Origin of the sequence: Butyrivibrio sp. AE3009 (genome assembly GCF_000420845.1) — a bacterium.
Lineage (GTDB): Bacteria > Bacillota > Clostridia > Lachnospirales > Lachnospiraceae > Butyrivibrio.
This window is the reverse complement of record NZ_ATVS01000008.1, coordinates 62,840-84,584: the sequence shown is the minus strand read 5'-3', so window position 1 is coordinate 84,584 and position 21,745 is coordinate 62,840. Positions and strand designations below refer to the sequence as shown.

At 45.0% G+C, this 21,745-nt stretch carries 16 protein-coding genes and 1 tRNA gene; 14 read left to right on the top strand and 3 right to left on the bottom strand.

Annotation, left to right across the window (positions count from 1 at the left end; translation table 11 throughout):
- Positions 1 to 18: 18 nt before the first annotated feature.
- The 3 genes from G588_RS0106170 to G588_RS0106160 all read left to right on the top strand — a co-directional run bounded on the left by G588_RS0106170 (position 19) and on the right by G588_RS0106160 (position 6,517).
- The gene (locus G588_RS0106170) at positions 19 to 945 is read left to right on the top strand and encodes a vWA domain-containing protein (protein ID WP_196804952.1); all 927 of its coding nucleotides are present in this window, start codon (positions 19 to 21) and stop codon (positions 943 to 945) included.
- Positions 942 to 1,727, top strand: a complete 786-nt coding sequence (locus tag G588_RS0106165) for a tetratricopeptide repeat protein (RefSeq protein WP_022777885.1) — start codon at positions 942 to 944, stop codon at positions 1,725 to 1,727. The genes G588_RS0106170 and G588_RS0106165 overlap by 4 nt, the downstream gene beginning before the upstream one ends.
- 278 nt (positions 1,728 to 2,005) lie before the next feature.
- Positions 2,006 to 6,517, top strand: a complete 4,512-nt coding sequence (locus tag G588_RS0106160) for a leucine-rich repeat domain-containing protein (RefSeq protein WP_022777884.1) — start codon at positions 2,006 to 2,008, stop codon at positions 6,515 to 6,517.
- Between the two features lie 127 nt (positions 6,518 to 6,644).
- Here G588_RS0106160 and G588_RS0106155 read toward each other — a convergent pair whose 3' ends face one another.
- A complete protein-coding gene (locus G588_RS0106155) occupies positions 6,645 to 7,166 on the bottom strand; it encodes a peptidylprolyl isomerase (RefSeq protein ID WP_022777883.1) in 522 nt (173 codons plus the stop codon).
- An 88-nt stretch (positions 7,167 to 7,254) separates the two neighbouring features.
- Between G588_RS0106155 and G588_RS0106150 the strand changes: the two genes are divergently transcribed.
- Positions 7,255 to 7,956, top strand: coding sequence for a 4'-phosphopantetheinyl transferase family protein (locus tag G588_RS0106150; protein WP_022777882.1), 702 nt, complete (start codon positions 7,255 to 7,257; stop codon positions 7,954 to 7,956).
- A gap of 118 nt (positions 7,957 to 8,074) precedes the next feature.
- Here G588_RS0106150 and G588_RS0106145 read toward each other — a convergent pair whose 3' ends face one another.
- On the bottom strand, positions 8,075 to 8,704 hold the full coding sequence (locus G588_RS0106145; protein WP_035787982.1) for a trimeric intracellular cation channel family protein: 630 nt from the start codon (positions 8,702 to 8,704) through the stop codon (positions 8,075 to 8,077).
- 300 nt (positions 8,705 to 9,004) lie between these two features.
- Between G588_RS0106145 and G588_RS0106140 the strand changes: the two genes are divergently transcribed.
- Entirely contained in the window at positions 9,005 to 9,244 is a 240-nt protein-coding gene (locus tag G588_RS0106140; protein WP_196804951.1) for a hypothetical protein, read from the top strand.
- Between the two features lie 107 nt (positions 9,245 to 9,351).
- Here G588_RS0106140 and G588_RS0106135 read toward each other — a convergent pair.
- A tRNA-Trp gene (locus G588_RS0106135) sits at positions 9,352 to 9,423 on the bottom strand.
- 205 nt (positions 9,424 to 9,628) lie between these two features.
- Between G588_RS0106135 and G588_RS19415 the strand changes: the two genes are divergently transcribed.
- The 9 genes from G588_RS19415 to G588_RS0106090 all read left to right on the top strand — a co-directional run bounded on the left by G588_RS19415 (position 9,629) and on the right by G588_RS0106090 (position 21,744).
- Complete coding sequence (locus G588_RS19415) at positions 9,629 to 11,443, top strand: alpha-amylase family glycosyl hydrolase (protein ID WP_022777879.1); 1,815 nt, start codon at positions 9,629 to 9,631, stop codon at positions 11,441 to 11,443.
- Positions 11,444 to 11,567: 124 nt separating this feature from the next.
- Positions 11,568 to 13,367, top strand: a complete 1,800-nt coding sequence (pepF, locus tag G588_RS0106125; RefSeq protein WP_022777878.1) for an oligoendopeptidase F — start codon at positions 11,568 to 11,570, stop codon at positions 13,365 to 13,367.
- Between the two features lie 113 nt (positions 13,368 to 13,480).
- A complete protein-coding gene (locus G588_RS0106120) occupies positions 13,481 to 13,966 on the top strand; it encodes a VanZ family protein (protein ID WP_442870189.1) in 486 nt (161 codons plus the stop codon).
- Positions 13,944 to 15,560 carry a response regulator transcription factor gene (locus G588_RS0106115; protein ID WP_022777876.1) on the top strand — a complete coding sequence of 539 codons (1,617 nt, stop codon included), beginning with the start codon at positions 13,944 to 13,946 and terminating at the stop codon, positions 15,558 to 15,560. The genes G588_RS0106120 and G588_RS0106115 overlap by 23 nt, the downstream gene beginning before the upstream one ends.
- Positions 15,560 to 16,921: a sensor histidine kinase gene (locus G588_RS19410; protein ID WP_022777875.1), complete on the top strand. Its 1,362-nt coding sequence runs from the start codon at positions 15,560 to 15,562 to the stop codon at positions 16,919 to 16,921. The genes G588_RS0106115 and G588_RS19410 overlap by 1 nt, the downstream gene beginning before the upstream one ends.
- Before the next feature lie 116 nt (positions 16,922 to 17,037).
- Positions 17,038 to 18,033, top strand: coding sequence for an ABC transporter substrate-binding protein (locus tag G588_RS0106105; RefSeq protein WP_022777874.1), 996 nt, complete (start codon positions 17,038 to 17,040; stop codon positions 18,031 to 18,033).
- A gap of 102 nt (positions 18,034 to 18,135) precedes the next feature.
- Entirely contained in the window at positions 18,136 to 19,620 is a 1,485-nt protein-coding gene (locus tag G588_RS0106100; protein WP_051139912.1) for a sugar ABC transporter ATP-binding protein, read from the top strand.
- 3 nt (positions 19,621 to 19,623) lie between these two features.
- Positions 19,624 to 20,709 carry an ABC transporter permease gene (locus G588_RS0106095; RefSeq protein WP_022777872.1) on the top strand — a complete coding sequence of 362 codons (1,086 nt, stop codon included), beginning with the start codon at positions 19,624 to 19,626 and terminating at the stop codon, positions 20,707 to 20,709.
- Positions 20,710 to 21,744, top strand: coding sequence for an ABC transporter permease subunit (locus tag G588_RS0106090; RefSeq protein WP_022777871.1), 1,035 nt, complete (start codon positions 20,710 to 20,712; stop codon positions 21,742 to 21,744). It abuts the gene before it with no gap.
- The last annotated feature ends 1 nt before the right edge of the window (position 21,745 follow it).

Below are 21,745 nucleotides of genomic sequence, written 5' to 3'. Positions count from 1 at the left end.
ATTTTCCCGGTATTTATATTGATTATTATATTGGCAGCCCTGATGGGAGCAACTGCTTATATATTATTCAGAAACAAGAATAACCTTAAAGATAAGATCTTTTCCATGGTAAGACTTGGCATCATCTATATTCTTCTTTTTGTAATAGGACTGAGGCCGGTGACGGTCAAGACAGATTACGAATTTGCAATGAAGAATCTGGATGTAATGATCGTAGTTGATACCACCATCAGTATGTGGGCCAGGGACTACGATGGCTCCAATGAGAGGATGAAGGGAGTTGTGGCAGATATAAAGGGTATTACCAAGGCGCTGGCCGGCAGTAATTTTGCCCTTGTTACCTTTGATGACAAGGCCAAGGTATTGTCTCCCTTTACTCAGGACTTCGAATATGTCAATGATCTTGCAGATACGTTAAAGTCCCCCGACAGTATGTATGCTTCGGGAAGTGATATGTCAATTCCTTTTCATGATATGCAGGCTCTTCTTTTATCCTCTTCCAAAAAAGAGGGAAGAAAGACCATCGTATTCTTTATGAGTGACGGTGAGATTACCAATAACAAGGAACTCATGTCCTATGCAGAGCTTGCTGAGTATATTGACGGTGGCGCTGTTCTTGGCTACGGAAGTGCAAGCGGCGGTAAGATGAAGGATGAATCCGGTTATATCTACGATTACCAGACAAGGCAGGATGCTTTGTCCAAGATAGATGAGGATAACCTTAAGAAACTTGCTGAGGATATGGGAATAGAGTATATGAACCTCAACAACGGTGCAAGCTCCCTTACAGGACTTGTACAGCTGATCAAGGATGGTTCCGCCATAGTCATCGAAAAGGGTGACGGCGCGGAAGTGTACGAGGATACCTATTACTATTATGCAATTGCACTGGCGGTTATGCTCCTCTTTGAATTATTCTTTGTGATTAGGAGGGAAAAACTGTGAATAAAAAGAAATTTCCTGTGCTTATGCCGGTTCTGGCAGTAGTTGGAACAATCTTACTTGTTCTCGGACTCTCAATGATCATAAGAGTTGGTATAAACCACAGCTTTATATCTGATTACAACAACAATGTCTATGCATCTGACAAGGAGGAGGGACTCCTTGTGATGAATGTTCCGGAGAGCTACCTGCCTTATTACAACCTTGGCAACGTGTCCTTCAAAAATGGAGATTACAACGGCGCCATCGCGTATTACAATCAGGCACTGGCACTTAATCCTCCCGGAAAAAGAGAATGCAAGGTTAGGATTAACCTGGCTCTTGCAATGGTATATTCCATCGATCTCAATCACCTTGATTCACAGGAGAAGATTGATACAGCACTTATCATTCTCTACAAGGCAAGAGATACTCTTACCACCAACGGATGGGCTGCAGACAATCCGGCAGATGCCAGGGATGCCACAGCTCAGCAGCTCAAAGAGGATATCGACAAACTTATTGAGCAGCTGGAGAACCCTCCGGAGGGCGGATCAGGCGGAAGCAGCGAACAAAACGAACCTGATTCCGGAGAATCCGGGGATCAGGGTCAGGGCCAGTCTTCCGGCGGCGATGATACCAAGAACAAGAAAAAACTTGAGTCTCAGCAGAAGGGCGCTCTTGATGAGAAGTCCAGAGAGCAGGACGACCTTGAGAAGAGCTACGGCGGACAGAAATACGGAAGCGGCAGCAAAGAAAACAACAACGGAGAGGGCAGCGATTCAGGCTACTCCAATCCCTGGTAAATAATTCGGAACTTAAGGTGCCGGGCACAAATGACATGTGCCCGGCACCTTTTTTCAATATATTGTGTGGTTATGTAAATTTAATGTCTTGTCAGGGTTTTCTGAGAATACAATATGATGTATAATTAACTGGAATATAAGGCAATATTTAGTATGTTTTTAATTGCTTTCTTATTCATTATTCCGAACACACAAGATGCAATATATAGTATTTTGAGCAACGGAATGGGTAGTACGAAAAAAGGTTAATTTATGTTAGGAGGAGTAAAACAGTGCATATGAAGAGATTTTTGGCTGTGGCTTTAAGCGCAGCAATGCTGGTTTCTTCCGCTGTTCCCGGCTATGCAGCCGATGAGAACATGGTGATACTTGAAGAAACTGACAGCGCAGGCGAAGCTTCGACCATGGAGAGCACAGGGGAAGACACTGCGGGGAATTTTGCATCGGAAGATATCTTCGTAGAGGATGATACAGATGCATCTGCAGCATCAAGCGCATCTTCTGAGGAAGAGGTTACATTAGAGGATGCTACCGAAGAGGAGATTGAGATTTCCGATGAGGGTGCATCAGTTGACAGCTCAGAGGCAGTGGATGTCGCAGACGAAGAAGAGGCAGATTTTATGGCTGAACCTTCAGCCTGCTTTGATGTCGCCGACGACGGAACACTTCTGTGGGTTGGCGGAGAAAAGACCTTCGACAGCTTCGGCAACTATGTATATGTACCTGCTGAAGTTAAGAGAGTTCCTGCCGGAGTATTTACCAATCCGAGATTTGGTAAGAACCTTACCACAGTGCAGTTCCTTGGTAAGACAGCTCAGGTAGTTATTGAAGAAAATGCATTTAACGACTGTATCAAGCTTCAGAGTGTTAAGGGTGGCACAGCCATCAAGACGGTTGAAAAGAAAGCCTTCTCCGGATGCGTACAGCTGCTTGATATTACACTTACCAATGCCGAGACAGTAGGAGATTATGCATTCTTTGGCTGCTCCAAGCTTTCAAGCGCTAAGGTTGGCAAGAAGCTTCAGAGCATCGGAGAGTACGCTTTTTATTCTACAGCAATAAAAGATCTGGATCTTTCAGAGATTGAATATGCTGATTTCGTGCTCGGAGCCAAGTCATTTGAGGCCTGCGAGAAGCTTGTGACAGTATCTCTCCCCGATGTACTTGAGGAGGTTCCTTTTGAGGCGTTCAGAGATTGTATCGCACTTCAGACAGTTGTCTTCGGAAGCAGGAACGGCAAGCTTGCGGCAATCGGAGCCAGTGCATTTGAGGGATGTAAGAAGATCAGCAGTCTGACATTCCACAATGTTAAGAACTTTGGAAATAACGCTTTTACAGGCTGCAGCGCACTTAAGTCCATTATCATCAATTATCCCGGTGATGATATTGTTATTTCAGAGACAGCGTTCCCTGCCAATCCTTCCAATTGGAAGATTTCCATGTCAGGTAAGTCTGCAAAAGTAAGGAACTATGCTAAGAAACATGATTACGTATATCATGGCGAAGAGCATGCAATTAAGTTAAATTATCCTGTCAAGGATGATGCGCAGCTGGTTACAGTTAAGAAGCTGGTTAACAACAAGTCTACTGAAAAGGCCGAAGAAGGCGATCTGGTAACTGTTGTGATTATTCCTAAGGATGGATATTCATTAAACAAGATTACTTTTGCGACCTATGACGGCAGCAACTATATTACGATCAATCCCAAGGATTTTAATTATGTTGGCTGCAAAGATAAGGAATTTCGCTTTGAAGTAAAAATGCAGGATGAAGATACCTATATTCGTCCAGAGATGATCGCTAATGATAAGATCAAATTCAAGTCCCTTAAGATGGAACTTAAGGACGCTAAGGGTGACAAGGCAGAAATTGAGACCACCGGAATTAAGGACAAGATCCTTATGAGTGATGGAGATACAGCTCTCGGAGCATGGCTTTGGGATTTCTCATCCAGTGCCAAGAACTACCTTGCTGTTACCGAAGATGGTACAGTTACAGCCTTGGATGTGAAGGATTCAATCACACTGAGTGCTACGCTCAAGACAGATGCAAACGTTAAAAAAACCATCAAGGTATCCGTCAAGGATTCAATAACCGTTAGTAGTATTTCACTAAAGATCAGCAGTGAAACTCTCAAGGATGCAAGATATATCTCTAAGGATAAGAGCAGCGGCGGATATGATGTTATTGAAGTAATGAATTATTTTGTTGAATCTTCAGACCTTATTTTCAAGGTTCCCATGGAAGCAAGTTCATCCACAGAGGATTCCGACAATTATTATGTTAAGTCAAGCTGGTCATCCGTAGATTCCAAGATAGCTGCGGTAGGTGCAGGAACGGTCTATAACAACGAGAACCGTATTGTTGTTAAGAAGGGTGCCATCGGCGAGACAATGATTACTGTTTCTGTAGCCGGCAAGAATGACAAAGGTGAGGACATAGAGCTTAAAAAGCGCTTCATTGTAAGGGTTCTTGATCCTACACCAAGACTCAGCACACCTGATATTACCGTTAACTATGCATCAAGCCTCGGAACAGAGCTGGGACTTGTAATGGTTAAGGGATATCCTGTTGATCCTAACTCACTTAAGCTGGTAGATAGCAAGAACAAGGAGTCAGGCAAGCTCCAGATAAACTACAAGGACGGCAAGTTCTATATAAGCAAGCACAACAACTATGTTAAGTTCAAGGGCGATGAGGTGTTCACAGGTGATACACAGCTGTATGTTACCGGAACCTTCGACGGGAATTCCAAGGAGATTGAATTCCCCAAGATCGCTATTACCAAGATTACCTTTACCAACAAGCCTCTGGCTCCCACACTTAAGACCAAGAACAAGATCAATCTGTTCTATAAGGGAGCTTCCGCAGGAACTGTTGAAGTAACACAGAGTATCAAAGATGCTGCGGTTACAGGTTATGAGCTGTATTCCGTTGACAAGAGCGGCAAGAAGGTTGATGAATCTTCCGATAAGTTCAGGAAGAACTTCGGCATCACCTACAACCCTGATAACAGAACCTTTACAATTTCAAGAAAGGATAATGAGATACTTAAGGATGACAGCAAAAAAGCTGTTGTATCCGGCTATTTTGCAATCAGCTATGCCGGCTATTCCAATCCTGTAGTTAAGAAATTCACTGTACCCAACACTGTAACCAAGCCTGCTTATGCACTTGATGTTGCAACAACAACCAAGAACATGAGAGGCAGAGATCATGTATTTGATCTTAAGCTGGTTAAGAAGGTCAGCAAGACAGAAGTTGAGGTTCTTGATCTGGACGATTGCGAAGTTGATCTTCTGTATGATTACACAACTGAGTATTCACTCGGAGTAGAAGATGATACCATTCATCTGAGACACAACGGCTATGCAAGCAATTCCAAGGCTCAGTTCCGTGTACGCAAGCCTGAGTGGAGCGATGATCTTGTATACACCTTCACACTTAAGGCTACCAATGCACTTCCTGCAAATAAGCTGTCTGTTAAGTCAGTGACACTTAATAAGAACTATCCTGAGGAGACAGCACAGTTTGAACTGGCAGCTCTCGCAGACGGACATTATGCTTCACTTGATGTAACACCTACAGGTAAGAACGCTGCTGATATTGCAAGCTTTGAACTTGTTGGTGACAGAAAGGTAGTTGTTTCCCTGAAGGAAGGCGCCGTAACAGCAGGTACCTACAGCTTCAGCGTTACTCCTAAGGTGTCCTTCGGTGGATATGATGAGCCTCTTAAGGCTGCAACCATCAAGGTTGTTGTTACAGATAAGAAGCCCGTTGTTAAGCTTAAGAGTGGCACATTTACCTTTAACTGGAATTATCCCGGCAGAGAGACTATCAGCACTACATACTCCATCACCAATCTGCCTGCAGGAACAGAGAAAACCGTTGATATTTCAGATTACACTATCACTCCTAACGGACATAACTACAAATTTGAGGATCTTGCGGAAATCAAGAGTTTCGAGGGCGGCAATATTTCAATAGCAATCAAGGATGGCTATGCGCTTATCGCAAACAAGGGCAAGACTCTTAAGTTCAAGGTGTCCGGTAAGGTAGGCGCCAACGATATGGAGTCCTTCGATCTGTCAATCAAGCTTGACAGCAAAGCTCCTTCAGTTAGCCTCAAGGCCTCCGGAACCATCAATCCTATCGACAGAACCAGCAAGGTGACCTACACAGCCACCATCAAGAACCTGATTATTGATGATCCTCAGTTTAAGCTTGTAGAGCTCGATTCCAAGGGAGTTAAGCTTCCTGATGAACAGTATCATTTTGAACTTGTTCAGGATGAGAAGAACAAGAAGATTGTTTATGTCAGAGTTAAGGACGGCAAGAGCGTAAACAGCGGTGTTAAGTATTCACTTCGTATTTCATGCACCAATGTACCTATGGCAAAAGAGTCCAAGGTAACCGTAACACCTAAGCAGGCGCTTCCTAAGATCAAGACAGATGTAACCTCCAAGACGATCTATTCACTTCAGGAGAACAGGTCCTTTGACGTTAAGGTTTCTCATGTGGTTGATAAGAACACAACTGTTATGAAACCTGCGATCCGTACAATTGTATGGGCTGATGGTGTATCCGATTCAATTAAGGATGCATTTGATTACAACTATGTCTTCACCAGCGCAGATCGCACCAGTGCAGATCTTAGTGTTGAGCTTGTCAATCCCGCAGCTGTTGTTCAGAACAAGACCTATACACTTAAGTTTGCCGTTAAATATGATGACCAGGCAGAGAACACTGACGGCAACTACGTCACAGTCAAGGTAACTGTTAAGAAGTAATTGGTTAATAAGTAATCAGTTAGAAATAATAATTTATTCTTTTCACACAAAAAAAGAAGGAGAATGGTTAACTGCCATTCTCCTTCTTAATTATTATTTGGAAATATTTACATAAGACCTATGATCATCAGCACTTCTCAGGCTCCGGATAATCAACTCCGAAGGTCTCAACTGTAACGGTCTTCATAACCTGATTGGTTACAGGTCTGTCGTTCCAGTCTGTCTGAGTATCGGCGATTGCATTAACAACCTCCATGCCCTCGATGATCTTACCAAAAGCTGCATAGTCACCGTCAAGGTGAGGAGAAGTCTTATGCATGATAAAGAACTGTGAGCCTGCGGAATTGGGCATCATTGAACGAGCCATTGAAAGTACACCCTCGGTGTGCTTTAAGTCGTTTTTGAAGCCGTTGGATGAGAATTCACCCTTGATGCCATAGCCGGGGCCGCCCATTCCTGTTCCTTCGGGATCACCGCCCTGAAGCATGAAACCGCTGATAACACGATGGAAGATCAGTCCGTCGTAGAAATTCTTCTTAATAAGTGAAATGAAGTTATTAACTGTGTTGGGCGCGATGTCGGGATAGAGTTCAGCCTTCATTACGTCGCCGTTTGCCATAGTTATTGTAACTATAGGATTCTGTGCCATTTTAATTCCTCCTGGATAAATGATAGTATGTACCTGACAGTCATCAACTGTTAGTTTATCATATTAATAGCTATAAGGAGCAAAAAAAATGATGACTTGCAACGAAGTATATGTGACAGATGTCAGTATCTACAAGGATCCTGAGGTGTTCAGGTCTTTTTACGATAAAATGGACAGCAAGCGTAAAGAGAAGATAGACAGACTTCATAATGACAGTGACAAATATCTGTCCCTTGGAGCGGGAGTGCTGCTTAAAAGAGCTATGTCGGAGTTTGGAATAGATGAGCCTGAGATTGAACTTGGAGCTAACGGTAAGCCTTATATTAAGGGCAGAAGCGACATCTTTTTTAACCTGTCCCATTCCGGCACATATGCCGCCATGACCGTATCTGACAGGGAAGTCGGGATTGATATTGAGAAGATTAAGAACTTCAAGGATTCGCTGATCAAAAGAGTTTTTGATGAAAAAGAGATAGCTATGGTCTCACGGCTACTATCTGAAACGGAAGGCACAGAAGAGAATATTGCCGGCGCAGATGCTCTCTATACGGGGCTCTGGACAGCGAAAGAGAGCGTTATGAAGTACTTTGGCACGGGAATAAGTATGGATCCGGCGAAGATTCATCTGGAGCTTGGAAAAATTCGGGATAACTCTTCGATTAAGTCCATGACCGTATCTTCCGAAAAAGTGGACTGCAGCGGAATAACTATTCAATGCTATGAGCTGGAGGATTATCGAATATCTGTATGTAGTGAATATGATAGCTGTGGACAGGTAGTGATCATATGACAAGGGGGCGGCTGTGAGTCAATGGGGACGGTTCTTGCTGACTCACGAAGCGAGTCAGCGAGAACCGTCCCCATTGACTCGCAGCCGCCCCCCATTGACTCACAGCGTCCCAGCCTACTCACTGCAAATGTACTGTCGGCAGATTCCACTCGAAGTGCATTGCGAGCCAACGCAAAATAACAATAGTAAAGAATCCCGCCAGTGTAGTAACAACTTCATTCGCTGTATACTTCCACAGCACAACCGTCACAATAGATCCTGCAATACAAGCAATTGCGTACACATGCTTGACCAGCACATAAGGCACCTTGTCCGCAAACACATCGCGCATGATACCGCCGCCGATTCCGGTCACAACTCCGAGGAAAGCCACCAGAAACATATTGTCGGAGTAGGGCGAATTGATCCCTGTGAAGGTTCCGTCAACGGTAAAGGCCGCAAGGCCCAGTGTATCCAGCCAGAACATGGACTTGTCGTACAAAGGTGAGATACCCTTGGGCATTGGCTTTTTCAAATACAGAACCAGAAAGGCTATATTGGCCGTTATAAGTGCGATTATGGTATACATGGGATTGACGAACATGGCCGGAGGCGTGTTATTGATAATAAGGTCCCTTACCAGACCTCCGCCTGTGGCAGTCACCAGCGCCAGCAGGTTTATTCCGAATATATCCATGTCTTTTCTTGCAGCCACTACGGCTCCCGAGATGGCAAAAGCTATAATTCCCACATTTTCTATTAACATCATTATCGGTGAGTTCATATTGTACCCCGTTATCGTATTTCAAAAAAGTTTCAATTGATTTTGCCCACAAAAAGCACTACTTATCTTATTCTTAATTCTCATTTTTGTCCATAAGAAAAATCCCCGGAAAAATTGTTGCAGATTTGGAAAATAATATGTTTTTTGAGGTAAGTTTTTCACACAAAAGACACAATTTAGTCGGAAAATAATCCTTGTAATTTTTGAAATAAGGAAAGGGGATAAAACATGTTTACTACTAGACTTTACAACTTGCAGAAGAAAAATCCGAGTACCTTTGCTGTTATGCTTTCAAAAAGAGACAGAAGAAGAGTCAGCGGCTATATCAAAGATATATCCGCTATACTGTCGGAAGAAGGAGAGGATATCGCTTCCTACAATAAATTATCAAGAAAGTTGGAGGAGGGACATTTCTCCTACAGCAATAACGAGCTGAGCGTAATGAGAGCAGCCATCACACTTAACAAATATGGAGTTGCGTTATCATATTTCTTTAAGAGATATGCGCTCAAGACATACAGGTAAAGGGATGATCGGGTCACATGGAAACATGTGGCCTATTTGTTTGCCCAAAATAATGAAGAGGACATGAAAAAAGGATCGTTCCAGACAGAACAATCCTTTCATACTAGCAGGGGAAGCAGGATTCGAACCCGCATGAACGGTTTTGGAGACCGCAATACTAGCCATTGTATGATTCCCCTATATGCAGTTGCTGCCGGGCTTTTCGCACCGACGATTGTTAGTATAGCATAGTGATTTTGGATTGTAAAGAAATAATTTTGCTAAGAAAACGTTTTCTTTAAAAAATATTTATGCTATACTTGGTAAGATTGCTTTGAAACCCGCTTGAATACGTTATATAATAGACTGATACAGGCGCTTATGTTTGTTTAAGGGGAAGGTATTATGTATAAAAGGAACAGGTTGATCGCAGGCCTGTGCGTGGCAGCCATGTTGGTTGGCTGCACCGGAGTTTTGCTGGAGGCAGATAAGGACAGGGAGAATAACAGGGACAGTGCGAGGGAGCAGGTCAGTGCTCCGCCGGAGAATGTTGCTCATAAGGATGAACCTGATGAGCCGGTGGAGGAACCCGCTGAGGAACCTCAGCCACTGAGGGTAATAGATGACAAGTACCGCACTACCTATGAGATCTTTGTTTATTCTTTTGCGGACAGTAACGGTGACGGCATAGGAGATCTGCAGGGAGTTACTAAGAATCTTGATTATATAAATGACGGGGACGACGAGAGTGACTTGGATCTTGGCTGTAATGCCATCTGGCTCATGCCGATAAGTCCGTCTCCTTCATATCACAAATATGACATAACAGATTATAAGAATATTGATCCGGAGTATGGTTCCATAGATGACTTCGATGATCTGGTAGCAGAGTGTCACAAGAGAGACATTGACGTATACCTTGATCTTGTCATCAATCATACTTCCAGCGAACATCCATGGTTTCAGGAGGCCGCGGACTATCTTAAGGAGCATACGGATCCTGCGCAGATAATGGATGAGGAAGGGGCCTTTACCGAGGAGGCTCTTGAGGAATGTCCCTACCTCGAGTATTACAATTTTGGGACAGAAGCTTCTGACGGTTACGAGAGATTGAACGGCACCGAGTGGTATTATGAAGCCAGATTCTGGTCCGGAATGCCTGATCTTAATCTTGACAGCGACAAGGTCTTTGAAGAGATAGAAGGAATCACCAGGTTCTGGTCTGTGCGCGGCGTTGACGGCTACAGACTTGATGCGGTTACTTCCTATTTTACCAAGGACATTGAGAAGAATACTCAGTTCCTGACAAGGCTCAACACCATGATCAAGAGTCAGAACCCCAAGGCCTATATAGTGGGCGAGGCCTGGACTTCTGAGTCTGAGTATGCAGAGTATTATAAGAGCGGTATCGACAGCTTTTTTGCATTTAACTACGCTAATGCTGAGGGCATGATAGCGAGACTTGCCAAGAGTAAGTTAGATGCAGCAAGTTTTGCTGATGCGCTTAGTAGTAGTGAAAAGCTGCTTGGAGCAAGTAATCCCGACTATGTGGATGCGCCTTTTTACACCAATCACGACATGGCAAGAAGCGCCGGATATTACACCGGCAAGGGAGCAGACAACAGTATCAAGTTCGCAGGAGGCCTTAACCTTCTGATGGGTGGGAACGCCTTCATCTATTACGGCGAAGAGCTGGGAATGAGAGGCTCAGGCAAGGATGAGAACAAGAGAGCTCCCATGTACTGGGTAAATGAGGCTGGTTCCGGAACACTGTACGACAAGCTGTCAGCATTCATGTGCGACGGCCCCAAGGATATGGACAAAATAACCATGTCCAATCCTCCTTACTATGTACAGAAGGACGATGAATATTCCATCTACAATTATTACAAGAATGCTATCAGAATGAGGAATACCTTCCCCGTGATTGCAAGGGGAACCACTACTCCCGTTCCGGAGATAGAAAAAGAGAGACTTGGCGTCTTTATCAGGGCTGTACCCGTAGATACAGTGGACAAGGAGACTTTTGGTCCCAACAGCGTTCTTGTGGTATTCAACAATTCTTCCGAGGAGATCACTGTGGATCTGGGAAGAAGCGCGGCAGCCGTTGATTACAACAAGATAGTCTATCAGCTCAATACTTCAGCCAAGGTATCCGCCATCGACAGGACAGAACTTACCGTTGCACCCTTCGGAATAGTTATCCTGGACAAGCAGTAAATACATGGATTTTTGCACCGCATTCCCGTCATGGGCTTGCGGTGTTTTTTCGGGCAAAATATGTTATGATAGGAAACGACTGTTTTTAGTCAGTCGCAGTTTTTTGAAAAGGAAGGTGAATTATATGCAGGACAAATTGTTAAAAAGAGATGAGGTCAAGGAGGAACTTACCTGGCGCCTCGAGGACATATATGAGAGTGAAGATAAATGGGAAGAGGATCTGAAAGCTTGTGAGAAGATCGGAGAGGAACTGGCTTCATATGCAGGTAGGCTCTCAACAAGCTCAGCAACTCTTCTTGAGTTCTTCAAGCTCTATGAGAAGAGCGAGCTTATGCAGAGCGCCATCTACGGTTACGCTCACATGAGACATGACCAGGATACTTCCAATACCAAGTACACAGGAATGTATCAGAGAGCATATTCAACACTTGTTCAGGCTTCTGAGAAGGTTGCTTTTGTTGAGCCTGAGATTCTTGAGATGTCTGATGAGACAATCGAGAAGTTCTATAAGGAGCAGTCCGAACTTGAGAATTACAGAGTTACCATTACAGAGATCAGAAGGCTTAAGGATCACATCCTCAGCAAGGAAATGGAGGAGCTTCTTGCTTCAGCAGGAGAGGTTCTCGGAGCATCTCAGAACAGCTACAGCATGCTCTCCAACGCAGATATGAAGTTCCCTGAGGTTAAGGACGGAAACGGAGAGGATGTTCAGCTCTCCGACGGAAGATTCGTTCCGATCCAGAATTCCAAGGACAGAGTTCTTCGTAAGAATGCTTTTGAGGCGTATTACAGCAAATATGCAGAGTACAAGAACACCTGGGCTGCTATGTACGCAGGAGAGGTTAAGGGCCGCATTTTCAAGGCTAAGGCAAGAAAGTACGACAACATCTTTGAGGCAGCCGTTGATCACAACAACGTTTCTCCTCTTGTATGCGACAGACTCTTCGAGGCTGTACACGACAACATGGACAAGATGCACAGATACGTGAGCCTTCGTAAGAAGCTTCTTGGAGTTGACGATCTTCATATGTATGACGTATACGTATCAATGATCCCAGAGTTCGACATGAAGGTGACCTATGAGGAAGCCAAGGAGTTGTCTCTTAAGGCTCTTGCACCTCTCGGTGAGGACTATCTTGAGATCGTCAAGAAAGCATATGACGAGAGATGGATCGATGTTCCCGAGAACGAGGGAAAGAGAGGCGGAGCATACTCCAGCGGTGTTTACGGAGTTCATCCTTACATGCTTCTTAACTATAACGATACCTTAAATGATGTGTTCACACTTGTTCATGAGATGGGACATTCAATGCACACCTGGTATTCAGAGCATGCTCACAACGTATTTGACGCAGGCTACAAGATCTTCGTTGCAGAGGTCGCTTCAACTACCAACGAGATGCTTCTTTTCCATTATCTCAAGAACAACGCCAAGGATGAGAAGGAGAAGGCATTTATCATCAACCACCTTCTTGAGAGCTTCAAGTCCACAATGTTCCGTCAGACAATGTTTGAGGAGTTTGAGAGAAAATCAGGAAGAATGGCTGAGGAGGGCGAGCCTCTTACAGCAGATTCGCTTTCTGAGCTGTATTACAATCTGAACCTTGAGTACTTCGGCAAGGATATGAATATGGATGACCTTATCCGCTATGAGTGGTGCAGGATTCCTCACTTCTATTACAACTTCTACGTATATCAGTATGCAACCAGCTTTGCTGCAGCAGTTGCTATTGCAAACCGCATCGTAAAGGGTGAGGCAGGCGTTGTTGAAGCTTACAAGAAGTTCCTTTCAAGCGGATGCACACAGGATCCCGTAAGCCTTCTCAAGATCGCAGGTGTTGATCTTACAACCAAGGCTCCTCTTGAGGAAGCACTGGCAGTATTCGGTGAAGCTATCGAGGAGATGGAAAGCATCAAGCTCTGATACATTAAGAGAATATTATGAAATATTTTTTACTGTATATTAAACAAACATTGCGGTTTGTGCTTAAGCCTATGTCTTTTGTACCCGCAATCATCATGATGTGTTTGATATTTATGTTTTCCGAGCAGGATGGATATGAGAGCAGCCGCCTTAGCTACGAAGTGGGAGTCAAGGTCCTCACGGTGGCCAATGACACCTTCGACAAGGGCTGGTCCGCTGAGCATATCAGCCTCCTGTCGGAAAACCTGCAGTTCTATATCAGAAAGACGGCGCATTTTACCGAGTATTTCTTACTTGCAGTATCGGTGGCCTTTCCCCTATATGTATATGGGGTCAGGGGAATATGGCTGGTGTTGTCCGCCGGGACTTTCTGTATAGGATTTGCCTGTCTTGATGAATACCATCAGTCCTTTATCGACGGCAGAAGCCCTCAGAAAAGAGATGTGTTCATCGACAGCTGCGGAGTGATTCTTGGGGTTATTGTTACCCGTATTGTGGGATGGACAGGCAGGATGACCATATTCCGGCCACTTTCCAACCACGGGGAGAAGGATAAAGAAAAGGGTAGAAAAAAGCATGTTAAAGGTGTTTCTTGCTGAGGATGAGTTCGTCATCCGAGAGGGAATCAAAAATAACATCAATTGGGGTGAACACGGCTATGAATTCTGCGGAGAGGCAGGCGATGGAGAGCTTGCCTTCTCCATGATTCAGAAACTTCAGCCGGATATTCTTATTACTGACATCAGAATGCCTTTTATGGACGGGCTGGCTCTCAGCCGTATGGTCAAGGCGGAATTCCCCGGAATAGAGATAATACTGCTCACAGGTTATGAGGATTTTGAGTATGCCAAGGAGGCTATCAGAATAGGAGTCGCATCCTATCTGTCCAAGCCCATCAGCGGCCGTAATCTCCTTACTGAGATAGACCATGTGGCAGACAAGATAATAGAAAAGAGAAAAGAGAAGGAGGCTGCCCTTCGCTATGAGCAGGATATGAAGGAGAAGGCGCAGCTGGATAAGCAGGAGTTTTTCAAGGACCTTGTCACAGGCGGAAGACCGCTTACCTATATCCTTGACAGAGCCAAGAAGCTGTCAATAAATATCCTGGCCCTTCGCTATAACATAGTTCTTGTTAACATCTGGTCCACCAGACATGATGCCGGAGAGTATTCCGGAAGCGTTGTTAAGGTGGAGGAGAAGACAGATGAGATCGCAGCAAGATATAATGCGCTTGTATTCGATCTTAATCTTGAAGGCAAGGCTATTTTGTTCAGAGCGGATTCTGAGGAAGAGCTTAGCGGCAATATCAGTAGCGCCCTTTCTGAGATGAAGGAAGCTTTTGCTAAGTACAAGCATATAAGATATTACGGCGGCGTAGGTCAGAGCGTAGAGAGACTTACGGATATCCCGGCGGTCTTTAATTGGGCAAGCCGCGCTTTTGCCCATCAGTATCTGTCTTCTGACAGCGACTTTTTATACGGCTCGGAGGAGAAGCTTGACCTTGGCAAGGATAATGTCATCCTGTCGGAGGTGGATCCCAAGCACATTGACAGAAGGCTTATAAGGGAATTCCTTCGAAGAGGTGATGAGAGCGAGACAGAGTTTTTCATGGCGGAGTTCTTCGGAGGCATGGGCAAAAATGCCATGAAATCAACCATGCTCAGACAGTATATCGCTATGGATGTGTACTTCTGTGTGGCTGAGTTTGCCGAATCGGAGCTTAAGCTCTCAAGAAGCGAAATTGATGCTTCCATTCCTACAGCAGAGCTGATGGCCGATGAGAAGACTACCTGCGACTATCTGATCAATATCGTAAACAAGGCTATAGACCTGAGAAAAAAGACTGCGGCGGGAAGCTACCGCGATGTGGTCAATCAGGTTATTGAATACATCGAAGAGCACTATGCTGAGGATGAGCTGTCGCTTAATCAGCTGGCGGCTGTGGTGAATTTCTCACCGAATCACTTAAGCGCAGTGTTCAGACAGGAGACGGGACAGCCCTTCATCAAATATCTCACGGATTTCAGGATGGAAAAGGCCAAGGAGCTTCTTCTTTCAACCTCCAAAAGGAGCAACGAAGTGGGACTTCTTGTGGGCTATAAGGATCCGCACTATTTTTCGTTTTTGTTTAAAAAGACGCAGGGTGTCACCACAACCCAGTACAGAGGGGCAATGCATCCGGAGGAAGGTTAATGGCTAAGGCGCCGGAAGGATCGGGAAAAAGAAAACAGAATAAATCAAGGCTGGCAAGCCAGATCCGTATCTCGTACCTGGTACTTCTTTTGCCCAGTATCATCTTCATGGTTTTTGCCTTCTACAATCTCCGGCTGGTGAATGAGAGATACAACAAGATGCTGAGCTCTGTTGTGGCAGCCAGTGAGTTCAGTCTGGACTTCAAGGAGGATTTCGACTACGAGACCTATCTTCTTATTGTTGGAAATGTGACTCCGGAGGAATCCAGAATACCTGAACTGTTAAGAGACGCGGGAAGAGTAGTTGACAGTCTTGAAGATTATACGGACACTCCGGACAATATCAAGAGAATTGAGAACGCCAAGAAGTATCTCAGCAACCTCTCCGGCTACATAGACAAGATAGAGGCCAATCTCGAGGGCGGCAACCGGTATGAGAAGAATATGACGATCTGGGAGAATGACGTTCAGATAGTTACAGCTCTTTTACAGGAGACCGTCAACGAATATATCTATTATGAAAACAAACAGATACAGAGCGCGCAGGCAGACAACAGGGAGCTCTATCTCAACACCGCCAAGATGTCCATTGCGCTGTTTTTCATAATCCTTTTTGCTATTATCGGTGTTTCAGTTGTGGGACCCATGTGGATCACAAGACCTATAGAGGAACAGGTTATAGAGGAGCAGAAGAAGCTTCGAAAGGCTGAGTTTGAAGTACTGCAGGCCCAGATCAATCCTCACTTTCTATACAATACTCTTGATGCCATTGTATGGTCTGCGGAAGCAGGCAATCAGACTCAGGTCGTTAACATGGTGGGAAGTCTCTCTGACTTTTTCAAAGCCTCTCTTAACAAGGGCAAGGAGATTGTGTCTGTCAGGGATGAGCTTCAGCATGTCAGAAGCTATCTGGAGATTCAGCAGATCAGATATCAGGATATCTTAAGCTATGAGATCAATGTGCCGGAATCTCTGTATGACTGTTCTATTCCCAAGATCACATTGCAGCCCGTGATTGAGAATGCCCTGTACCATGGGATCAAGAACAGAAGGGCACTGGGCAAGATATCCGTTATGGGCATTGATGAGGAAAATACCATGCTCCTTAGAGTTGTGGATGATGGAATCGGCATGAGTGCTGAGAGACTATCGGAAGTCAGGAAGGCTCTGTCCGGAGACGAACCCGGAAGCGGCGCAATATACGGTCTCTACAATGTTAATGAGAGAATCAGACTTAACTACGGCGAGAACTATGGCATAACCATTGAGAGTACTCAGGGAGAGGGCACCGAAGTTATGATAAGGCTCCCGAAAATCTCAACCGGAATCGTAGAAAAATCAAACAAAATAAATAATTCATAAAAAAATCAACATATCTTCGTTGTTTATTTAATGGTGCTTTTTCTTCATATCTTTAGAATATTAGTTATGTAAGGAATGGTCCTTACAAGAATAATAATTTATTCAGGAGGGTTAACATGAAGAAAAAGTTTTTAGCAGCAGTATTGGCATCTGTAATGGCCTTTGGCCTTGTAGCTTGCGGAAATAGCGGAGCAGGCACAGAGACAGCAAAGACATCAGGCGGAGAGGGCGGACTCATCAAGGTTGGTATCATCAACAACGATCCTAACGAGTCAGGTTATCGTACAGCTAACGATGCAGACCTTAAGGCTAAGTTCACCAAGGAGAACGGCTATGATGCATCATTTGCTTACAGCTTGAAGAACGATGAGCAGATTCAGTACGCTCAGACCTTTATCCAGGATGATGTTGATTATCTTCTTTTATCTGCAGCTGATACAGCGGGTTGGGATTCAGTTCTTAAGGATGCTCAGGCAGCAGGCGTTAAGGTTATCCTTTTCGACCGTACAATCGATGCAGATTCAAGCCTTTACGAGGCATCAATCGTATCTGACATGGCTAAGGAAGGCCAGACAGCAGTTGACTGGCTTGCAGGTCAGAACCTTTCAGAGTACAACGTAATTCACATTCAGGGTGTTATGGGATCAGCTGCTCAGCAGGGAAGATCCGGAGCACTTGATACCAAGGTTGCAGCAGAAGGCAACTGGAACATCGTTAAGCAGCAGACAGCTGAGTGGAACGCAGAGAAGGCACAGCAGATCGTTCAGTCAGTTATCGATGCAGGCACACCTTTCAACGTAATCTACGCTGAGAACGACGACATGGCTAAGGGCGCTGTTGCAGCTCTTGATGCAGCCGGAATCACACACGGTGTTGGCAAGGACGTTGTTGTTATGGGCTTTGACTGCAACAAGTGGGCTCTTGAAGAGCTTCTTGCTCAGAACTGGAACTACGATGGACAGTGCAATCCTTTCCAGGCTAGCTACATCGACGACATCATCAAGACTCTTGAGGGTGGCGGAACACTTTCACAGAAGACCATCATCATGGACGAGAAGGGCTTCGATGCTACAACAATCACACAGGAAGATGTAGACAACTACGGAATTTGATAGAAATAGGGATTTGAAAGGCGCGGCGGAAGTGTCTGCCGCGCCATTTTTAAAGCAAATTTTTGAGGAGAGTAAAAAGTGAGCGATACGACAATCCTGAAGATGCGAGGCATCAACAAATCATTTCCCGGGGTGCGGGCACTTCAGAATGTGGACTTCACCTTGAACAAAGGCGAGATCCATGCCCTGATGGGGGAAAACGGCGCCGGAAAATCAACACTTATCAAGGTTCTGACAGGTGTTTACACCAAGGACGCAGGAACCATTGAGCTGGAGGGACAGGGAGAAGTTCAGATCCATTCACCTCAGGATGCTCAGAAGTACGGTATCAGTACCGTATATCAGGAAATTACACTCTGCCCCAATCTTACGGTGGCAGAAAATATGTTTATCGGTCGTGAGACAGGTGCCGTTACTAAATGGAAACAGATGAATGAGAACGCCGATAAACTTCTTAAAAAACTGGATATCCCGGCAAGCGCCACACAGCAGCTAGGCAGCTGCTCCATAGCAGTTCAGCAGATGGTGGCCATTGCCAGAGCTATAGATATGGATTGTAAGGTTCTTATTCTGGACGAGCCTACTTCCTCACTGGATGAGCAGGAAGTTGACAAGCTCTTTGAACTGATGAGAGACCTTAAGAAAATGGGAGTTGGAATTATCTTCGTTACTCACTTCCTGGATCAGGTATATGAGGTCTGTGACAAGATCACGGTTCTTCGTGACGGCCAGCTGGTAGGTGAGTATGAGATCAAGGATCTTCCCAGAGTTCAGCTGGTTGCCAAGATGCTTGGTAAGGAGATGGATGATCTCTCTGATATCAAGGGAGAGAGCGCAGCTTATTCCGGAAGCGACGCCGGAGAGGTTGTATTTGAAGCCAAAGGCCTTCAGAGTAATGCCGGCATAAGGCCCTTTGATTTTTACATCAAAAAGGGTGAGGTTAACGGCTTTACAGGTCTTCTGGGTTCCGGCCGAAGCGAGTGTGTAAGAGCTATTTTCGGAGCTGACAGAGTGCTGGGCGGTAAGGTTAAGGTCCATGGCAAAGAGGTTAAGATCAGCAATCCATTGGATGCTATGAAGAACGGTATAGCTTATCTTCCTGAGGACAGAAAGATAGACGGAATTATTGGGGATCTTTCCGTACGAGACAATATCATTCTGGCCCTTCAGGTGCTTACAGGATTCTTCAAGCCCTTTAGTAAGGCCAAGGCCAATGCCTTCGCCGAGGAGTATATCAAGAAGCTCAATATCAAGACCGCTTCTGCGGACACTCCAATCAAATCACTGTCCGGAGGAAATCAGCAGAAGGTTATTCTTGCAAGATGGCTTTTGATGCATCCCGAATATCTTATTCTTGATGAGCCTACAAGAGGAATCGACGTAGGAACCAAGGTTGATATTCAAAAGCTGGTTCTGGAGCTGGCATCGGAGGGTATGAGTGTTACCTTCATTTCATCAGAGACCGATGAGATGCTCAGAACCTGTTCAAGACTTGTAGTTATGCGCGATAGGAAGGTTGTAGGTGAGCTTTCCGGAGAGAATCTCACCCAGAACAATATTATGAGTACTATCGCAGGAGGAGAGTAAGGTATGTCAGATACAAAAAAGAAAAAGGATCAGAGCTTTATAAAAAGGCTTACATCGAATCAGCTCTTTATTCCGCTTCTTGCACTTATTCTTCTTGCGGTAATAAACCTGATCTCGGATCCTATGTTTTTCAAGATCACAGCCGGATTTAACAATGCCGGCAACCCGGTTCTTTCCGGATATTTAATAACAATCCTGGATTACGGCTCAGAGCTGGCAATCCTGGCAATAGGAATGACACTGGTAACGGCAGCTTCCGGAGGACAGGATATTTCCGTCGGCGCCACAATAGCCATTGCGGGATCTGCAATGCTTCGCATACTCTGCGGCGGCAATTCGAGACCTGAGACCATTCAGGCACCCATAATTGTGGCATTCTTGATTGCCTGCATCGTTGGTATGCTGTGCGGAGCCTTTAACGGACTTCTGGTTTCTGTATTCAAGATCCAGCCCATGATCGCAACACTGATCCTGTTTACTGCAGGTCGTTCCATTGCAGCCTGGATCAACAATAACGAGCTTCCCATTGTTCCGGATCCCAAGTTCTCATACTTCGGCGGATTTATTCCGGGCATTCCGATTCCTACAACTGTATTTATTGCAGCTCTTTGCATGGTGATAATCGCCCTTGTTCTTAAGTTCACGAACCTGGGACTATACACACAGGCAGTAGGTATCAACGAGAGCTCAGCAAGACTTAACGGTATCAACCCTACTTTTGTTAAGTTCCTTGCCTTTGTAATCCTTGGTCTTTGCGTTGCAGTTGCAGCTCTTATCAAGGTTAGCCGTCTTTCAACCATCAACTATTCAGTTATCGCTAAGGATATCGAAATGGATGCGATCCTTGCGGTTGCTCTTGGCGGCAATGCTCTTTCAGGCGGTAAGTTCAATATGTGGGCTTCAATCCTGGGCGCATATGTTATTCAGTTCCTTACCACAACCCTTTATAAGTTCAATGTTCAGTCAGATGCGCTGGCAGCTTATAAGGCTGTTGTAGTTATTCTCCTTGTTGTATTCTCTGCTCCCAAGGTAAGAGAGTACATGGGTAACCTTGTCAAAAAGGTTGCTCCGAAGAAGGGGGTGGCATAAATGAAGCTTAAGAGAGACAGTATTTTTAACAAGATAAGTGATACTAATCTGCTCCTTACCATTACAATAGTCATCTTCTTCCTTATGTATATCGGAGCTATTTTGTTCCAGGGCGGCGGTTTCACCAAGCCCCAGATGTTCTTTAACATCCTTAATGCCAACGCTTCACTTATTATTACTGCCTGCGGAATGAGCCTTGTAATGATCTGCGGCGGTATCGATATCTCCGTTGGCGGCGTTGTGGCACTGGTTTCCATGTGCTGCGCAGTTTACCTCGATTATCACGATGGCAGCATTCTGGGATCGATCCTTATTGCACTTGGTATCGGTCTTGCCTACGGCCTGGTTCAGGGTTTCCTTGTTGCTTATCTTGATATTCAGCCCTTTATCGTATCACTTGCAGGTATGTTCTTTGCAAGAGGTATGACAACAATCGTTAATACCGCACCCTTCAATGTAGAGGATCCGGAGTTCACAGCTCTGAAGCTCACAAGAATCAATGTGCCTTTCATGGGATCTGTTAACAAAAAAGGTATTTATGTACCTGCATATGTCGAAATTGGTGTGATCGTAGCTCTTTTAATTGTGGTATTATTGTTTGTGGTACTCAGATGGACCAGACTGGGAAGAAGCTTCTACGCAGTTGGCGGAAACAAGCAGAGTGCTCTGATGATGGGAATCAACGTTAAGCGCACCAAGTTCCTGTCTCACCTTATCTGCAGCCTTCTTGCAGGAATCGGAGGCTATGTATACTTCCTTCATGTTGGTTCGGGAGCTGCCAGCCATGCAATGGGTATGGAGATGAACGCAATTGCCTCCTCCATCATCGGCGGAACAATGCTGACAGGTGGTGTAGGTAATATCATCGGAACTCTGTTCGGCGTACTGTCACTTAGTACGATCCAGAACATAGTTGCATCCGCAGGTCTTGACGATGCCTGGTGGACAGGAATCACCATCGCTGCGATGCTGTGCCTCTTCCTTATTATCCAGAGCGTAGTAATGGCTCAGAAAAAGAAAGCTCTTAAAGGCTGAC

Excerpts from the sequence above, each read along its gene's own strand:
- G588_RS0106160 (WP_022777884.1), top strand. The coding sequence starts at position 2,006 with ATGAAGAGATTTTTGGCTGTGGCTTTAAGCGCAGCAATGCTGGTTTCT.
- G588_RS0106155 (WP_022777883.1), bottom strand. The coding sequence starts at position 7,166 with ATGGCACAGAATCCTATAGTTACAATAACTATGGCAAACGGCGACGTA.
- G588_RS0106150 (WP_022777882.1), top strand. The coding sequence starts at position 7,255 with ATGATGACTTGCAACGAAGTATATGTGACAGATGTCAGTATCTACAAG.
- G588_RS0106145 (WP_035787982.1), bottom strand. The coding sequence starts at position 8,704 with ATGATGTTAATAGAAAATGTGGGAATTATAGCTTTTGCCATCTCGGGA.
- G588_RS0106140 (WP_196804951.1), top strand. The coding sequence starts at position 9,005 with ATGCTTTCAAAAAGAGACAGAAGAAGAGTCAGCGGCTATATCAAAGAT.
- G588_RS19415 (WP_022777879.1), top strand. The coding sequence starts at position 9,629 with ATGTATAAAAGGAACAGGTTGATCGCAGGCCTGTGCGTGGCAGCCATG.
- pepF (WP_022777878.1), top strand. The coding sequence starts at position 11,568 with ATGCAGGACAAATTGTTAAAAAGAGATGAGGTCAAGGAGGAACTTACC.
- G588_RS0106120 (WP_442870189.1), top strand. The coding sequence starts at position 13,481 with ATGTTTTCCGAGCAGGATGGATATGAGAGCAGCCGCCTTAGCTACGAA.
- G588_RS0106115 (WP_022777876.1), top strand. The coding sequence starts at position 13,944 with ATGTTAAAGGTGTTTCTTGCTGAGGATGAGTTCGTCATCCGAGAGGGA.
- G588_RS19410 (WP_022777875.1), top strand. The coding sequence starts at position 15,560 with ATGGCTAAGGCGCCGGAAGGATCGGGAAAAAGAAAACAGAATAAATCA.
- G588_RS0106105 (WP_022777874.1), top strand. The coding sequence starts at position 17,038 with ATGAAGAAAAAGTTTTTAGCAGCAGTATTGGCATCTGTAATGGCCTTT.
- G588_RS0106100 (WP_051139912.1), top strand. The coding sequence starts at position 18,136 with ATGCGAGGCATCAACAAATCATTTCCCGGGGTGCGGGCACTTCAGAAT.
- G588_RS0106095 (WP_022777872.1), top strand. The coding sequence starts at position 19,624 with ATGTCAGATACAAAAAAGAAAAAGGATCAGAGCTTTATAAAAAGGCTT.
- G588_RS0106090 (WP_022777871.1), top strand. The coding sequence starts at position 20,710 with ATGAAGCTTAAGAGAGACAGTATTTTTAACAAGATAAGTGATACTAAT.